Below are 14,910 nucleotides of genomic sequence, written 5' to 3'. Positions count from 1 at the left end.
CCCCCGTCCCGCGTCGCGGTCACTCGCCGGCGAGGATGAAGGCGGCGGCCTTCTCGCCGATGAGCACGCTCGGGGCGTTCGTGTTGCCGGTCGTCACGCGCGGCATGATCGACGCGTCGGCGACGCGGACCCCGTCGACACCGTGCACCCGCAGCCGCGGCGTCACGACCGCCTGCTCGTCGACGCCCATCGCGCAGGTGCCGACCTGGTGGTGATAGGTGACGACGGTCGAGCGCACGTAGTCCTCGAGCTCGTCGTCGCCGACCTCCGGGCCGGGGTAGAGCTCGATCGCTCCCCAAGCGGTGAGAGCGGGGCGGGTGCCGATGCGGCGGCACTGGCGCACGGAGGCGACGAGCGACGCGACGTCGTCCGCGTGGCCGAGCGCATCGAGGTCGATGAGCAGCGGGTCGTGCGTGCCGGGCCCGGACAGCGTGACGCTGCCGCGCGCCTTCGGCGACACGATGCCCGCCATCAGCGAGAATCCGTCCGCCGGGCCGGTCATGCCCTCCTGGTACATCGGGACGGAGAAGTGGATGGGCTGGGTGTCGGGCACCTCCTTGTCGGGGGTGCTCTTCCAGAACAGGTGGGACTGCGTCACCGAGACGCCTGCGCGTGGGGCCCCGACCTCCTGCTCGGTGCTGAAGATCACCGGCGAGAGGAGGTGGTCGTGCAGATTCTTGCCGACGCCGGGGAGGTCGGCGACGGGCGCGATGCCGAGCGCCTCCAGCTCGGCTGCCGGGCCGATGCCCGAGCGCAGGAGGATGCGCGGTGAATCGAGGGCGCCGGCGCACAGGATCACCTCGTCGGCGCGCAGCTGCTGCACCTCGCCGCCCCGCTCGAACTCGACGCCGACGACTCGCGGCGTGCCATCGTCGCCGGACTCGATCAGGAGGCGGTGCACCCAGCATCCGGTGCGCACGTCGACGCGGTCGCGCACGGGCTTGAGGTACGCCAGGTAGGTGTTCAGCCGCCGGCCGTCGCGCACGGTGATCTGCTGCTGGGAGACGCCGTCGAGGTGGTCGCCGTTGTAGTCGAGGTTGTGCTCGAGGCCCTCCTCGACCGCCGCCGCGATGATCGACTCCTGGATGGGGTCGAGCGGATAGTCGTCGGTCACGTCGAGCAGGCCCTCGGCGCCGTGCAGCGCGGAGGCGCCGCCAGAGAACCGCTCGATGGCGCGGTACACGGGCAGTACGTCGTCCCACGCCCAGCCGTCATTGCCGAGCGCCGCCCAGTGGTCGAAGTCGGCCGGCGCGCAGCGCACCCAGATCATGGCGTTCAGCGAGTGGGAGCCGCCGAGCACCTTGCCGCGCGGCAGGTGCAGTTCTCGGCCGGCCGCGTGCTCCTGCGGGACGGTGAAGTAGTCCCAGTCGTCCGGGCTGTGCCAGAGCTCGCCCATGCGGCTGGGGTCGTGGATGGCGGGGTTCGTGTCCTCGCCGCCGGCCTCCAGCACGGTCACCGCCACTCCGGCGTCGGCCAGCCTCCGGGCGACGACGGAACCCGCCGACCCCGCGCCGATCACGATCGCGCTGCGTACACCGTTGGTCTGCATCCCGGACGCCTCTCCCTCGAGTCGTTCCGAGACTCCCATGCGCCGCCGGGCCGCGGAACGCCCGCCAGCCGGACCTTCGCGGACGGTCAACGGGCGTGCCGCGGCGGTCAAGCGCGGCGCGGTGACGCCGTCCGGTCAGGCGGCCGACCAGCCTCCGTCGCTCGCCAGGACGACGCCGTTGATGTTGACGCCGTCGTCGCTCAGCAGGAAGGTGATGGAGGCGGCGAGCGCGTCGGCGCCGGCCGGATCGGGCATGACGGCCATGGCGGTCTGCACGCGGTCGGCGCCCAGCGGGGAGCCGAAGCTCGCCTCGATGTTCGTGATGGTCGGGCCGGGCGCGACCGCGTTGACGCGGATCCCGCTCGGACCGTACATGAACGCGCTGCTCTTCGTGAGGCCGACCACGGCGTGCTTGGACGCGGTGTAGGCCACGCCGGCCGCCGATCCGCGCAGGGCGGCCTCGGAGGCGGTGTTGACGATCGAGCCGGCCGCGGCGGCGAGCATAGCGGGCACCACGGCGCGCATGAGCTTCATCGTGCCGTCGACGTTCACCGCGAAGACGCGGCGCCACACCGCGTCCGTGAGCTCGTGCACCGGCGTCATGTCGTCCATGATCCCGGCGATGTTGGCGAGGCCGTCGATGCGGTCGCCGGCGGCGCGGACGATCTCGGCCACTCCGGCATCGTCCGTGATGTCGGCGGTGAGGGCCACGATGTCGGCCCCCGGGTGATCGGCGACGAACTGGTCGAGCCGCTCCCGCGAGACGTCGACGGCGACGACGCGGCCGCCCTCGCGGGCGATGCGGGAGGCGGTGGCGCGGCCGATGCCGGAACCCGCGCCGGTCACGATCACGGTCTTGCCGTCGAAGCGGCCCGGGGTGATGCGCTCCGCCCACTCGGCGGGCTCCGGCCCGGAGGGGGCGGCCGGTTCGGACGGTGCTGCGGCCTCGGGCGAGGCAGCCTCCGCCGCTGCGGACGCGGCCGCCGAGTCGAGGGCGGCATCCATGGCGCCGTCGGCCGCGTTGGCGCGGCGCACGAGGTCGTCGACCATCGCCTGCGAGAACTGCCCCTTGCTCAGCTTGATGAGGCGCTTGAGCGCGAGCCGGCTGACCGGACGCAGCACCTCCGGGCTCTGACCCGCCTCGGCGAGCAGCTCGCGGATGATCGGACCGCCGGTCGGGTGGTCCAGCCAGGTCTTGATGGAGTCGTCGGCGGAGAGCGGCTTGGGGGTCATGCGCTGGCTTCCTTGTCGGTCGTGCGGGCGGTGGAGGGGGAGGAGGCGGAGTCGACGCGGGCCGCGTGCCGCGCGGCGAGATAGCCGAAGACGGCGGCGGGCCCAATGGTGGAGCCGGGGCCGGGATAGGTGTGCCCCATCACGGACGCGGTCGTGTTGCCGGCGGCGTAGAGCCCGGGGATGGGCTCGCCCGCCTCGGTGAGCACCCGGGCGTGCTCGTCGGTGACGAGGCCGCCCTTCGTGCCCAGGTCGCCGGGCACGAGCTTCACCGCGGTGAACGGCCCCTTCTCGATCGGCCCGAGGTTGGGGTTCGGCTTCACCCGCGGGTCGCTGTAGTAGCGGTCGTACGCCGTGCGGCCGCGGCCGAAGTCCTCATCGACGCCGGTGCGGGCGAACCCGTTGAAGCGCTCGACCGTGGCCAGGAACGTCTCCCGGTCGACACCCATCGCCTCGGCCAGCCCGTCGAGCGTGTCCGCCTTGACGGCGATCCCGTCGGCGAACAGCTTCTTGCCGCCGACGAGCAGCGCGGAGAACATGTAGCGGCGGCGGTGCCGCGCATCCAGCACCAGCCACGACGGGTTCGCCGGGACGATCCCGTCGCGCGCGAGCAGATCGTGGCCGAAGTCGATGTAGCTCTCGGACTCGTTGAGGTAGCGCTGACCGGTCTGGTCGACCACGATGCTGAACGGATCGCTGCGCTCGTTGAGCACGAAGAGCGGCTGCTTGCCCGGCAGCGGCACCGAGGCGCCCCACCAGGCGTCGTCGAGATAGTCGAGCGCGCCCCCGGCATCGCGGCCGAGCTCGATCGCGGTGCCGAGATCGCCCTCCGCCGCCGAGCTGTAACCCGGGATGCCCTGGTACTCCTGACGCCAGGCGGTGTTGTTCGCGAAGCCGCCCGCGCCGAGCACGACGCCGCGGCGGGCGTGGACGCGCACCGGCCCGTCCGGCGTGGCGAGCACGGCCCCGACCACCCGGCCGTCGTCGTCCTTCACCAGCTCCGTGACGGGGGAGGAGAGGCGCAGCTCGACGCCCTGCCGGCGCGCGATGTCGCCGAGGCTCAGCATGAGCGCGCCTCCCATCCCGACGAGCTTGCGGCCGGTCACCAGGCCGCCGAGAGTGCGGAAGACGAACGCGGCTCCCGCGACGAAGCCGGACGGCGTCGACCACGCGCGCGAGAGCAGGTACACGTCGCCGTTGCGCAGGGGCACCGGGATGGCGTCCCCGATCCGGGAGGTCGCGAGCCAGTCGCCGAGGCGGCGCGCGTTGAACGGCTTCACCTCGAGGGACCGGCCGATCTTCCCGCCCGGGCGGTCGGGGTAGTAGTCCGGATACTTCACGGCGGGGATCCACTGCACTCCGAGCCGCGAGAGCAGCTCGACCAGCGGCGTGACCGCGTCGACGAAGGCCTCGCGACGGACCGTCGACGAGGGGATGTCCGGATCGCCGATCGCCGCCTGCAGGTAGGTGAGCGCCTCGGCGCGGGAGTCCCGGATGCCGGCGCGCTTCATCACCGGATTGTCGGGGAGCCAGAGGCCCCCGCCCGAGCGCATCGTCGTCCCGCCCCAGCGCTCGGTGCTCTCGGCGACCAGCACGCTCAGGCCCAGATCGGCGGCCGTCACGGCCGCCGTCATGCCTGCCGCGCCGGACCCGGCGACGAGCACATCCACTTCACGATCCCATTGCACGGCCATGACGCCTCCAACCGGACTCCTGTGTCCGGTTGTACGCTAGCACCCGTGTCAGGTGAGGGGAAGAGCAACCGGGGGCCGAGCGCCGGGCCCGAGAATCGCCGCGCGCTCATCGCCGCCGCGCGGGAGATCTTCGCCACCGCCGGGTACAACGCGCCGCTGAACGCGGTGGCCAAGCGGGCCGGCGTCGGGCAGGGGAGTCTGTACCGGCACTTCCCGACGCGGACGGCGCTCGCCGTGGCCGTGTTCGACGAGAACATGACGGCGCTGGAGGCGATCGCCGCGCATCCCGACGCCACGCTCGACGTGCTGCTCGACCGTGTGGTCGAGCAGGCGCTCGTCTCCACCGCGTTCATCGACATGCTCAATGCCGACCAGTTCGGCGAGGGCACCGCCCAGCTGGGCGCGCGGCTCGAGGCCATCGTCTCTGCGCTGCTCGCCCGCGATCGCGAGGCCGGCCGCGTCGGCGAGCAGGTCGAACCGGCCGACGCGCTGCTCGCGATCGAGATGCTCGCCGATCTGCTCGCGCGCACCCCGGTCGAGCGGCGCGCGGCAACCGCCTCCCGTGCCCGCGCGCTCTTCGACGCCGCGTTCGCCTGACCACCGACCGCCGCTCGGTTGCACGGGTTCGCCTCCGCACGGCACGATGGGGCGCGGAGGTGATGACGATGTCTCGCCGTAGACCCCCGATGGCCGCGCGTCTCATCGCCGTCCCCTCCGCCGCCGAGCTGCTGACAGGCGCCGCGCCCGCGCCCGGGAGTCAGCCGTGGCTCCTCGTCGGGCTCATCTTCTTCGGCGTGGCGGCCGTCGGGATGCTGGCCGCCGTCGGGATCAAGATGCGGCGCACCCCGAAGCCGCCGCAGCAGCGGCCGTCGGCACCCTCCGCGCCGGCTGCGGATCGCCGGCCGGACGCCGAGCCGGGACCGGGGGATCCGGACGAGGGCGAGGCCGACCCGGACGGCGCACCCGACCCCGAGGATCCGGCCGGCTAGTCAGCCGTCGATCGCGCGTCAGCCGTCGATCGCGTTGTAGCGGGAGAGCATCCCGGCGAACAGCACCAGCTCGTCCGCCGACCACCCGGTCAGCCGCTCGTCGAGGGCCGCGCGCACGCTGCCGGCCGCGCGGTCGAGCAGTTCGCGGCCGCGGTCGGTGACCGCGAGCGCGTGACCGCGACCGGAGTCCGCGTCGGCGCCGGCGATCAGGCCGAACTCCGCGAGCGCGCCGAGCTGGCGCGAGACGGTCGAGCGGTTGAGCTGGAAGTGCCCTGCGATGTCGACGGCACGGCAGCCAGGGTTGGCGCGGATGAAGGAGAGCAGCGACTGATCGACGAACGACAGGGTCTCATCCTCGCGTCGCACGCGTGCGGTCCCGCGGCGGGCGATCGTCGTCAGCTCCGACTGGATGCGCTCGACGGCGGCGCTCCTGTCAGCACTCTCAGGGTCTCGGGCGGCCATACCCCTCAGCATAGTCGTTGCATTGTGCAACAATTGGTGTTGCTCAATGCAACTCCGATCCGTAAAGGTGTCATGTCCAACCACCGCGTCGTCCCGATGACCGTCCCGCCCCGTCCGTCGTTCTGGCCGGCCGCCTCCTTCTGGAAGGCGCTCGGCACGCACCTGCTCATCCCGCTCTTCCTCGCGACGGGGATGGCGCTGGCCTACCTGGGCGCGTTCCACCAGCCGGAGCCGCACGACCTCCCGATCGCGATCGTCGGCGACACCCCCGCGGCCGAGGTCTTCGCGCAGAAGCTGAACGACGCCGCTCCGCAGAAGCTCGACGTCACGACGGTCACGGACGAGGCCGCCGCGCGCACCGCCGTCGCGCACCGGGACATCGCCGCCGCCTACGCGAGCGACGCGACGCACGCCACGATCATCGTCGCCTCCGCCGCCTCGGAGACGACGGCCTCCGCCGCCGAGAAGCTCCTCCTCCCGATCTCCTACCAGCAGCACCTGCCGGTGACCGTGGACGACGTGCGCCCCGTCGGCGCGCAGGACGGCACCGGGCAGGGCCTGTTCTTCCTCCTCGTCGCGCTGAGCGTCGGATCGTATGCGAGCGCCATCGCGGTCGCGGCCGTGACGGCCCGCATCGCGCTCGGCTGGCGGTTCGCGGTCGCAGCGGCCACATCCCTCGTCGTCGCGGGGATCGGCGTCGTCGTGGCCGGCCCGATCTACGGCGTGCTCTCCGGCAACGAGTGGAGCATCTGGCTCCTCGGCGCGCTGTACGTCTTCGGGATCGTGACCGTCGGGATCGGGTTGCATCCCATCCTCGGCAAGTGGACGACGCCCGCGCTCACGATGCTGTTCGTGATGCTCAACTTCACCAGTTCGGGCGGCATCTTCCAGGCCGTGCTCTCGCCGCCACTCTTCGCGGGCCTCCACACCTTCTGGAACGGCGCCGCCTGGCTGGACGCCGCCCAGGCGCTCACCTACTTCCCGGGCGAGTCGTTCGGCTTCGCGGGCCTGCGCCTCGCGCTCTGGGCGACCGCCGGCATCCTCCTCATCGTGGTCACCCACGTCGTGAGCGCGCGGCGCCGCCAGCTCGCCGACGAGTCCCGCGTCGTGACCCCCGCCGAGGAGGAGGCGGTCGTCGCCGCGTAGCGCGCAGCGCCGCGCAGCGGCCCGCGAGACGGCGGACTGTTCGCCGTCTCGCGGGTTTTCGCGCGCATTCGTGCCACCTCGGTCGCCCCCGGCGGGCTGACACCGGCGGCACGGGTGCCGTACCCTCTGTGCATGACGGAGACGTCCGTTCCGGGAGTACGCACCTTCGCCCAGGTGCTGGTGAACACGGCCGTGGCCAACGTCACGACGTCGTTCCTCTGGTTCGCGCTGACCTTCTGGGTCTACCTGGAGACGCGGTCGGTGCTCGCGACCGGCATCGTCGGCGGCGCCTACATGCTGCTCGTGGCCGTGTTCTCGATCCTGTTCGGGACGATCGTCGACCGGCACCGCAAGTACCAGGTGATGCTCTTCGCGGGCACGATCACGCTCGTCTCGTTCGCGGTGGCGGGCGCGCTCTATCTCGTCTTCCCCGAGTCGGCGCTCCTCGACCTGGGCGGCCCGATGTTCTGGATCTTCGCCGGCGTCATCCTGTTCGGGTCGGTGGTGGAGAACATGCGCAACATCGCCCTCTCGACCACGGTCACGCTGCTCGTGCCGGAGGAGCGGCACGCGAACGCGAACGGGCTGGTCGGAACGGTGCAGGGCGTGGCGTTCATCGTCACGAGCGTCTTCAGCGGGCTCGCGATCGGACTGCTCGGGATGGGGTGGACGCTGGTCATCGCCATCCTGCTGACCGCGGCGGCGCTCGCGCACCTGCTGTTCCTGCGGATCCCGGAGGAGCAGCCGCAGACCGAGTCGGGCGCCGCGCCGTCGATGGACCTGCGGGGGAGCATCGCGGCCATCCGGAGCGCGCCCGGACTCTTCGCGCTCATCATCTTCTCCACCTTCAACAACCTCATCGGCGGCGTCTACATGGCGCTCATGGACCCGTACGGGCTCGAGCTGTTCGTCGTCGAGTGGTGGGGCGTCGTGCTCGGGATCTCGTCCACCGGGTTCATCATCGGCGGCCTGCTGGTGGCGAGGTTCGGGCTGGGTCGCAACCCGATCCGGACGATGCTGCTGCTCGTCGCCCTGATGGGGGTGCTGGGCGCGCTCTTCACCATCCGGGAGTGGTGGCTGCTCTACGTGGCGGGCATCTGGCTGTACATGACCCTCATCCCGGCGGTGGAGGCGTCGGAGCAGACGGTGATCCAGAAGATCGTGCCGTTCGGCCGCCAGGGCCGCGTGTTCGGGTTCGCGCAGGCGTTCGAGTCCGCGGCCGCGCCGATCACGGCCTTCCTGATCGCCCCGCTCGCGCAGTTCCTGATCATCCCGTACATGGAGACGGGGGCGGGCGAGAGCACCTGGGGGTGGCTGCTGGGGGAGGGGAGCGCCCGCGGCATCGCGCTGGTGTTCCTGTTCTCGGGCCTCGCGATGGTGGTGCTCGCGCTGCTCGCCTTCACCACGAAGTCCTACCGCCTGCTGTCGGCCGAGTACCAGGGCGAGCGCGAGCCCGCCCCCGTCGGGCCGGCCTGACCGGCGGATCGGCCAGAGGAGACCCCATGACCACCAACCTCACGATCATCCAGCGCTCGCCCGATCCCGACGGCGGGGGCACGTCGCGGGACCGGCGCCCCACCGTCGCCGAGCGGTTCCGCGCCGCCGGCCGCAGCCGGATCGGCGCGGTCCTGCTCCTGGCCGCGACCGTCATCGCCATCGTCTGGGCGAACATCTCGTTCAGCGGCTACGAGGCGTTCTGGGAGACGCACCTCACGCTCGGCCTCGGCGACCTCCACCTCGACTTCACGCTGCACGCGCTCGTGAACGACGCGCTGATGGCGATCTTCTTCTTCACGGTCGGGCTGGAGGTGCGCCGCGAGTTCGCGATCGGCGAGCTCACGAGCTGGTCGCGCGCCGTCGTGCCGGTCGTGGCGGCGCTGTTCGGGTTGGCCGTCCCCGCGCTGATCTTCGTGCTGTTCACGGCGTCGACCGGGCAGGCGCACGCGTGGGGGATCGTGATCTCGTCCGACACGGCCTTCCTGGTCGGTGCGCTGGCGCTGATCGGGCCGCACGCCACGGGGAGGCTGCGCGTCTTCCTGCTCGCCCTGGCGGTGGTCGACGACATCGGTGCGCTGAGCATCATCGCGCTCGTCTACACGAAGGACTTCACGCCGCTGCCGCTCATCGTCGCCGCGGTCGGGCTGGTGGGCGTCTACCTCACGCGGTATCTGCCCGCCGGGCGCGGCCCGGTGTACGCGACGCTCGCGATCGTGGTGTGGCTGTCGTTCCTCGCCTCGGGGGTCCATCCGACGCTCGCGGGCGTCGCGATCGCCCTGCTCATCCCGGTGTACCGGCCCGACCGGCGCGACGTGGAGCACGCCCTCGACCTCGCGCGGACCTTCCGCCAATCGCCGAACACCGAGTACGCGCGGGCGGCGGCGAACAGCCTCCGTGAGTCCATCTCGATCAACGAGCGGCTGCAGTCGGCGTGGTCTCCCTATGTGGCGTACGTCGTGCTGCCGCTGTTCGCCCTCGCCAATGCCGGGGTGCGGCTGGACGGCGGCATCCTCGCCGGCGCACTGGTCTCGCCGCTCGCGTGGGGCGTGGTCGCCGGTCTGGTGGTGGGCAAGTTCGTCGGTGTGTTCGGGTCGACGTTCGCGATGCGGCGGCTGCGGATCGGCGAGTTCGGTCCCGGGCTCACGGTCGACCGGCTCGCGGGAGGCGCGGCGCTGTGCGGCATCGGCTTCACGATCTCCCTCTTCATCGTCGACCTCGCCATCCCGGACGAGACCGCTCAGAACGCCGCGCGCGTCGGGGTGCTCGCCGCGACGGTCATCTCGTTCGTGGTCGCGACCGTGATCTTCCGTATCTCCGACGCGCGGCGCCCGAAGGAGGAGGCGGGGCTGACGCTCGGACGTCCCGTCGACCCGGCGCGCGACCACATCTACGGCAACCCGGACGCTCCGCTCACGCTCCTCGAGTACGGCGACTTCCAGTGCGGGTTCTGCCTGAAGGCGACCGGATCGGTGGTGGAGGTGCGGGCCGAGCTCGGCGACAGCGTGCGGTACGTCTGGCGGCACGCCCCGCTCACGCGGTTCCACCCGAACGCCCTCGCGGCGGCGGAGGCGTCGGAGGCCGCCTCGCGCCAGGGCCAATTCTTCGAATTCGAGCGCAGCCTGTTCGCCGACCAGGAGCATCAGCTGCCGTCCGACATCCTGCGGCGGGCCGAGGAGCTCGGCCTCGACCTGGACCGCTTCGAAGCCGACCTGGCCTCGCCCGAGGTGACGGCCCGCGTCCGCGACGACATGCTCGACGCGGAGGCGATGGACATCACCGCCGTGCCGACCTTCTTCATCAACGGCCGCCGCCACATCGGCCCCTACGACGCTCAGACCCTGATCAGGGCGCTGCAGGAGACGGCGCCGGCATCGTCGTAGGCCGCGCTCAGCGGGTCAGGAGCTCGTCGGTGGTCAGGTCGGGCAGGACCACGCTCACCAGGGTGCCCCACGGGTCGGCGGCGACGATCGAGCGGCCGTCGTCGGCGAAGGGGATGCGGTGGTCGCGCAGCCGGGCGGCCAGGGCATCCAGCTCGGTGCGGGCCGGGACGGTGATCGCCACCTCCCCGAGCCCCAGGCTCGCGGCGCGCGGGCCGGAGCCGGCGCTGTTCCACGTGTTCATCGCGATGTGGTGGTGATAGCCGCCCGCGGAAGCGAAGAGGGCGCCGCGGAACTCGCTCAGCGTTGACTCGAAGCCGAGGGCGTCGACGTAGAACGCGCGCGCCGTGGCGATGTCGCCGACCTGGAGGTGCACGTGCCCGACGGTCCCGTTCAGCGCGGAGCCGGCATCCAGGACCTCCTGTGCCAGGTTCGCCTGCAGGTACGCGTTGGGGTCGAGCCAGGTGGTGTCCATCTGGATCTGCCCGCGCTCGCGCTTCCAGGTCTCCCGGGGCCGGTCGGTGTAGAGCTCGACGCCGTTGCCCTCGGGGTCGGTGAAGTAGAACGCCTCCGAGACGAGGTGGTCGCTGGAGCCGACGAAACGGCTGCGCGGGTCCTGCGCGGCGCGGTACACGGTCGCCGCGAGGTTCGCGGCGTCGGAGAAGAGGAACGCGTTGTGGAACAGCCCGGCCTGGCGCGGGTCGACCGCGGGGAGGTCGGGCGTGTGGATGAGCGACACCATCGGCACGCCGTTGCGGCCGAGCACGCGGTGCACCTCGCGGCCGCGCGGGTCGGCCTTCTCGTCGAGCGCCTCGAAGGCGAAGGCGGCGGAGTAGTACGACGACATCAGCTCCAGATCGCCGACGCGGAGAGTGGGAGCCGCCATGTGCGTGGAGGCGTCGAGCAGCTGGTCGGTGGTCATGGTGAGTCCTCGGTCGAAACGGAATGGTGTCGCGTCAACCGATCATAGGTCCAGATGGTTGACGCTTCAACTAAACCGGAGACTCGACTGCTTCATTCCCCGCCAGGGCCTCGGCGACCGCCTGCTCGACGCTGAGCTCGCGGCCCTCCACCATCGCAGCCTCCACCTCCGGCGCCGACGGCCCGGCGAGCAAGCGGTCGAGGTAGCGGCGGTGGAAGGTGAAGGTCGGCCCGTTGTGCGTGCCGCTGCGCTCCCGGAGTGCCTGCGCGGCCCCGGCCAGCAGACCGGCCCGGGAGGCGTCGCCCGCCAGGGCGGCGACGGCGACCATCCCCTCCAGGCCGAACGCGATGCCCTCGCTGTGCCCGATGCCGGCGGAGACCGTGACGCTACGGGCGAAGTCGTGACGGGCCGCCTCCACATCGCCGCGGATGAGGTGCGTCCAGCCCAGATGATACGAGGCGATCCGCTCGCCTACCGCGTCGCCGTCGCGCCGGGTGAGGGCGAGACTGCGCTCGAAATGGTCCTGCGCGGCGGTGATCTCCTGCTGGGCGAGAGCGATCCGCCCGAGCAGCACGTGCGCCATGGACTCGCCCCAGACGCTGCCCGTCGAACGGAACAGGGCGAGACTCGCCTCCATCACCTCCTGGGCGCGGGGGATGTCGGGGCGCTCGCCCGCCAGGAGCGCGAGCGCGAGGGAGATGCGCGCGAGACCCTCGCCGTCGGCGTCGCCCGCGCGGTGGAAGAGGTCGGCACTCTCGGCGAGGGAGGCGGCGACGCGTCCGTCGGGATCCTTCCAGAACTCGATGGTCCCGGTGAAGTAGAGGGCGATGGCGCGGGTGCGATCGCTCAGCGGTTCGCCCGCGTCGAGGGCCTCCGCCATCCAGGTGCGCACCTCGCCGAGCAGGCCCGTCACCCACCAGTAGAGGTAGAGGCTGAGCGCCAGGTGCGCGGCCCGATCCCAGTCGTGACGGTCGAGGAGGAAGCGCTCGGCGGTCCGCAGGTTGTCGCGTTCGTCGCCGAGACGCTCCATCCACTCGTGCTGGCCGGCCCCCTTCAGCGGCTCCTGGGCGGCATCGCCGAGCGCGAGCAGGTACCGCGCGTGGGCGTCGCGCGCGGCGGTCAGCGCGCCGTCCCGCTCCAGCTGCTCCCGCGCGTACTCGCGCACGATCGCCTGCATCGAGAACCGCGGCCGCTCGTCGCCGTCGTGGCGGCCGACGAGGCTGCTGTCGACGAGGGCGGCGAGGTCGGAGAGCACGTCGGCGTCCTCCGCCCCGTCGCCGTGGCCGAGCGCCTCGACGGCGTCGAGCGTGAACCCGCCCTCGAAGACGCCGAGGCGCGAGAGCAGGCTGCGTTGCCCGGGCTCGAGCAGCTGCGTGCTCCACTCGATGGTGCGACGGATGGTCTGCTGGCGCTCCGGGAGGTCGCGCGAGCCTCCCACGAGCACGCTCAGGCGGCGGTCGAGCCGGTCGAGCAGCTCGGCCGGCGAGAGCACGCGCACGCGGGCCGCGGCGAGCTCGATCGCCAGCGGCACGCCGTCGACGGCCTCGCACACTCCGACGACCGCCTCCGCGTTGTCCGGCGTCACCGCGAAGTCGCCCGCCACGGCGCGGGCGCGCTCGACGAACAGGCTCACCGCCGACTCGTCCTCCAGGGGCCCGACGTCGTAGCTGCGCTCCGCGCTCACCCGCAACAGCGCGCGGCTGGTGACCAGAAGCGCCAGGCCCGGCGCTTCGGCGAGCAGCCGCATGAGGAGCGGGCCCGCGTCGAGCACCTGCTCGAAGTTGTCGAGGACGAGCAGGATGCGGCGGTCGTGGAGCGCGGTGATCAGCTGCTCCGCGATCGGCGCATCTCCCGTGTCGTGCACGCCGAGCGCCTGTGCGATGCGATTCGGGACGCGTTCCGGATCGTGCACAGCGGAGAGGTCGACGAAGACGGCGCCGTCGTCGAAGCCGGGCGCAGCGGCCCGCGCGACCGCGATCGCGAGCCGGCTCTTGCCGATCCCGCCCGCGCCGACGAGGGTGAGCAGCCGCGTGCCGGAGGCGAGCATCCCGCGCAGCGCCGCCACGTCGGCGTCGCGCCCGACGAGGGCGGTGAGGGGAGCCGGGAGGCGCACGGGCGTGAGCAGGCGCTCGGCGTCGAGGCGGGCGCTCCGCGCGGGGGCGGATGCGGCCATCCCGAGTTCGGAGCCGGCGTCCGGCCGGGAACCGGACTCGCCGCCGGCTCCGTTCGCGACGGCGAGGACGAGGCGGCTCTGGTCGAAGCGCTCGGCGAGGAGGGTGGCGAGGTCGGCCTCGACCAGGCGCGCGAGCTCCTTCGGCGTCTCGAAGTACTTGTACGCGGCACGGTCGTCGTCGCGGATGCGGTCGAGCAGCGCGCGAAGCCGGGACTCCCGCTCCGGCGCCGGGCTCTTGATGTACAGCAGGCGCGGCAGGTCGGGCGGGCACAGGTCGTATTCGTCCTCGAGGCCCGAGACCTGCTCCTCCGGCGCGACCCAGCCGTACCGCTCCCAGTACAGGCCGAGGAAGACGTCGCTCTGGTCGAGATAGGCGCGGTAGAGCTCGCGCGGAGGATGCGGGCGGGCGCCCAGCTCGAACATCACGGGGGCGAGGTGCAGGCGCTCGATGGCGTGCCGCGCCGCCCGTCGCTCGTCGGCCAGCTCCTGGAGGGTGGAGGAGACGAAGATGCGTAATCGTTGATCGGGTGTCCGGATTACATGAGACGTGCTCATGTCACGTCATTGTGCGGGGTCGCGGCGCGGTTGTACAGGGGCGCGCAGCGGACGCCCGACGCACATTCGGCACGAATGTCGCGAAACGGCGGGCGTTTCACGACATTCGTGCCGAATGTGCGGGGGTGCGGGAGGCTACATGTCGCGGTAGCGCTTGGCCGCGGCGAGGGCCTCGCGCAGCCCGTCCGCGTCGAAGCGCGTGACGTAGCCGGGGGTGTCGCGCTGGATGCGCCATCCCTCCGCGAGCGGGCCGATGTCGACGGCGTCGAAGCCGAACTGGTCGATGAGTGCGGCGACGCGGTCGCGTGCCTCGGCATCGTCGCCGGCGACGACCAGGGCGCGGCGGCCGGGGGTCCCCGCGGCCTGGCCCTCGGTGGTGAGGGCGGCGGCGCCGATGTGGTTGAAGGCCTTCACGACCTTCGAGGTCGGCAGCACGGCCTGCAGGCGCTCGGCGACCGTGGTCGACTCGTCGTCGAGCTCCGGGATGTTGCCGTCGCGCTGCGGGTAGTAGTTGTCGGTGTCGATGACGATCTTGCCGGCGAGCTCGGCGACGGGGAGGGCCGCCTCGGCCGCGAGCGGCACGGTGACGACGACGAGGTCACCGGCCGCAGCCGCCTCGGCGGGCGTCGCGGCGCGCGCCTGCGGTCCGAGCTCGGCGACGAGGTCGGAGAGCGTCTCGGGGCCGCGCGAGTTGCTCAGCACGACGCTGTAGCCGTGGGCGACCGCGAGGCGGGCGAGCTGGGAGCCGATGTGGCCGGAACCGATGAGTCCGATGGTTGTCATACTCGGGCGAACCGGTGCGGGCCGCGAGTCATT

Annotated in this window: 11 protein-coding genes and 1 pseudogene; 5 read left to right on the top strand and 7 right to left on the bottom strand. The window is 72.1% G+C overall.

Translation table 11 applies throughout. The features are described from left to right. Positions 1-19: 19 nt before the first annotated feature. From HNR14_RS01890 to HNR14_RS01880, 3 genes are all read right to left on the bottom strand, one after another. Entirely contained in the window at positions 20-1,549 is a 1,530-nt protein-coding gene (locus HNR14_RS01890) for a GMC family oxidoreductase (protein ID WP_179699557.1), read from the bottom strand. 135 nt (positions 1,550-1,684) lie between these two features. Next, complete coding sequence (locus HNR14_RS01885) at positions 1,685-2,782, bottom strand: SDR family NAD(P)-dependent oxidoreductase (protein WP_179699556.1); 1,098 nt, start codon at positions 2,780-2,782, stop codon at positions 1,685-1,687. Continuing rightward, positions 2,779-4,473: an FAD-dependent oxidoreductase gene (locus HNR14_RS01880; protein ID WP_179699555.1), complete on the bottom strand. Its 1,695-nt coding sequence runs from the start codon at positions 4,471-4,473 to the stop codon at positions 2,779-2,781. The genes HNR14_RS01885 and HNR14_RS01880 overlap by 4 nt, the downstream gene beginning before the upstream one ends. A 45-nt stretch (positions 4,474-4,518) precedes the next feature. Between HNR14_RS01880 and HNR14_RS01875 the strand changes: the two genes are divergently transcribed. Beyond that, on the top strand, positions 4,519-5,070 hold the full coding sequence (locus HNR14_RS01875; RefSeq protein WP_179699554.1) for a TetR family transcriptional regulator: 552 nt from the start codon (positions 4,519-4,521) through the stop codon (positions 5,068-5,070). Positions 5,071-5,138: 68 nt separating this feature from the next. Then, positions 5,139-5,462 carry a hypothetical protein gene (locus HNR14_RS01870; RefSeq protein WP_179699553.1) on the top strand — a complete coding sequence of 108 codons (324 nt, stop codon included), beginning with the start codon at positions 5,139-5,141 and terminating at the stop codon, positions 5,460-5,462. Between the two features lie 18 nt (positions 5,463-5,480). Here HNR14_RS01870 and HNR14_RS01865 read toward each other — a convergent pair whose 3' ends face one another. Continuing rightward, the gene (locus tag HNR14_RS01865) at positions 5,481-5,924 is read right to left on the bottom strand and encodes a MarR family winged helix-turn-helix transcriptional regulator (RefSeq protein WP_179699552.1); all 444 of its coding nucleotides are present in this window, start codon (positions 5,922-5,924) and stop codon (positions 5,481-5,483) included. Between the two features lie 72 nt (positions 5,925-5,996). Between HNR14_RS01865 and HNR14_RS01860 the strand changes: the two genes are divergently transcribed. The 3 genes from HNR14_RS01860 to nhaA all read left to right on the top strand — a co-directional run bounded on the left by HNR14_RS01860 (position 5,997) and on the right by nhaA (position 10,447). Continuing rightward, positions 5,997-7,070, top strand: a complete 1,074-nt coding sequence (locus tag HNR14_RS01860; RefSeq protein WP_021765207.1) for a hypothetical protein — start codon at positions 5,997-5,999, stop codon at positions 7,068-7,070. Positions 7,071-7,202: 132 nt separating this feature from the next. After that, positions 7,203-8,546, top strand: a complete 1,344-nt coding sequence (locus HNR14_RS01855) for an MFS transporter (RefSeq protein WP_179699551.1) — start codon at positions 7,203-7,205, stop codon at positions 8,544-8,546. 26 nt (positions 8,547-8,572) lie between these two features. Beyond that, positions 8,573-10,447, top strand: a complete 1,875-nt coding sequence (gene nhaA, locus HNR14_RS01850; protein WP_179699550.1) for a Na+/H+ antiporter NhaA — start codon at positions 8,573-8,575, stop codon at positions 10,445-10,447. A gap of 7 nt (positions 10,448-10,454) precedes the next feature. On the opposite strand, the gene HNR14_RS01845 is transcribed toward nhaA, so the two are convergent. The 3 genes and pseudogenes from HNR14_RS01845 to HNR14_RS01835 all read right to left on the bottom strand — a co-directional run. After that, positions 10,455-11,366 carry a VOC family protein gene (locus HNR14_RS01845; protein WP_179699549.1) on the bottom strand — a complete coding sequence of 304 codons (912 nt, stop codon included), beginning with the start codon at positions 11,364-11,366 and terminating at the stop codon, positions 10,455-10,457. Between the two features lie 70 nt (positions 11,367-11,436). Next, on the bottom strand, positions 11,437-14,094 hold the full coding sequence (locus tag HNR14_RS01840; protein WP_179699548.1) for a DUF4062 domain-containing protein: 2,658 nt from the start codon (positions 14,092-14,094) through the stop codon (positions 11,437-11,439). 135 nt (positions 14,095-14,229) lie between these two features. Beyond that, a pseudogene (locus tag HNR14_RS01835) lies at positions 14,230-14,886 on the bottom strand (NADPH-dependent F420 reductase); the annotation flags it as partial. Between the last annotated feature and the right edge of the window lie 24 nt (positions 14,887-14,910).

Source organism: Leifsonia naganoensis (assembly GCF_013410615.1).
Taxonomy (GTDB): Bacteria; Actinomycetota; Actinomycetes; order Actinomycetales; family Microbacteriaceae; genus Leifsonia; species Leifsonia aquatica.
This window is presented reverse-complemented; position numbering and strand designations above follow the sequence as displayed.

Bases quoted from the DNA above. Each gene is read 5' to 3' on its own strand.
- HNR14_RS01890 (WP_179699557.1), bottom strand. From the start codon at position 1,549: ATGCAGACCAACGGTGTACGCAGCGCGATCGTGATCGGCGCGGGGTCG.
- HNR14_RS01860 (WP_021765207.1), top strand. From the start codon at position 5,997: ATGTCCAACCACCGCGTCGTCCCGATGACCGTCCCGCCCCGTCCGTCG.
- HNR14_RS01880 (WP_179699555.1), bottom strand. From the start codon at position 4,473: ATGGCCGTGCAATGGGATCGTGAAGTGGATGTGCTCGTCGCCGGGTCC.
- HNR14_RS01845 (WP_179699549.1), bottom strand. From the start codon at position 11,366: ATGACCACCGACCAGCTGCTCGACGCCTCCACGCACATGGCGGCTCCC.
- HNR14_RS01840 (WP_179699548.1), bottom strand. From the start codon at position 14,094: ATGAGCACGTCTCATGTAATCCGGACACCCGATCAACGATTACGCATC.
- HNR14_RS01885 (WP_179699556.1), bottom strand. From the start codon at position 2,782: ATGACCCCCAAGCCGCTCTCCGCCGACGACTCCATCAAGACCTGGCTG.
- HNR14_RS01870 (WP_179699553.1), top strand. From the start codon at position 5,139: ATGTCTCGCCGTAGACCCCCGATGGCCGCGCGTCTCATCGCCGTCCCC.
- HNR14_RS01855 (WP_179699551.1), top strand. From the start codon at position 7,203: ATGACGGAGACGTCCGTTCCGGGAGTACGCACCTTCGCCCAGGTGCTG.
- nhaA (WP_179699550.1), top strand. From the start codon at position 8,573: ATGACCACCAACCTCACGATCATCCAGCGCTCGCCCGATCCCGACGGC.
- HNR14_RS01865 (WP_179699552.1), bottom strand. From the start codon at position 5,924: ATGGCCGCCCGAGACCCTGAGAGTGCTGACAGGAGCGCCGCCGTCGAG.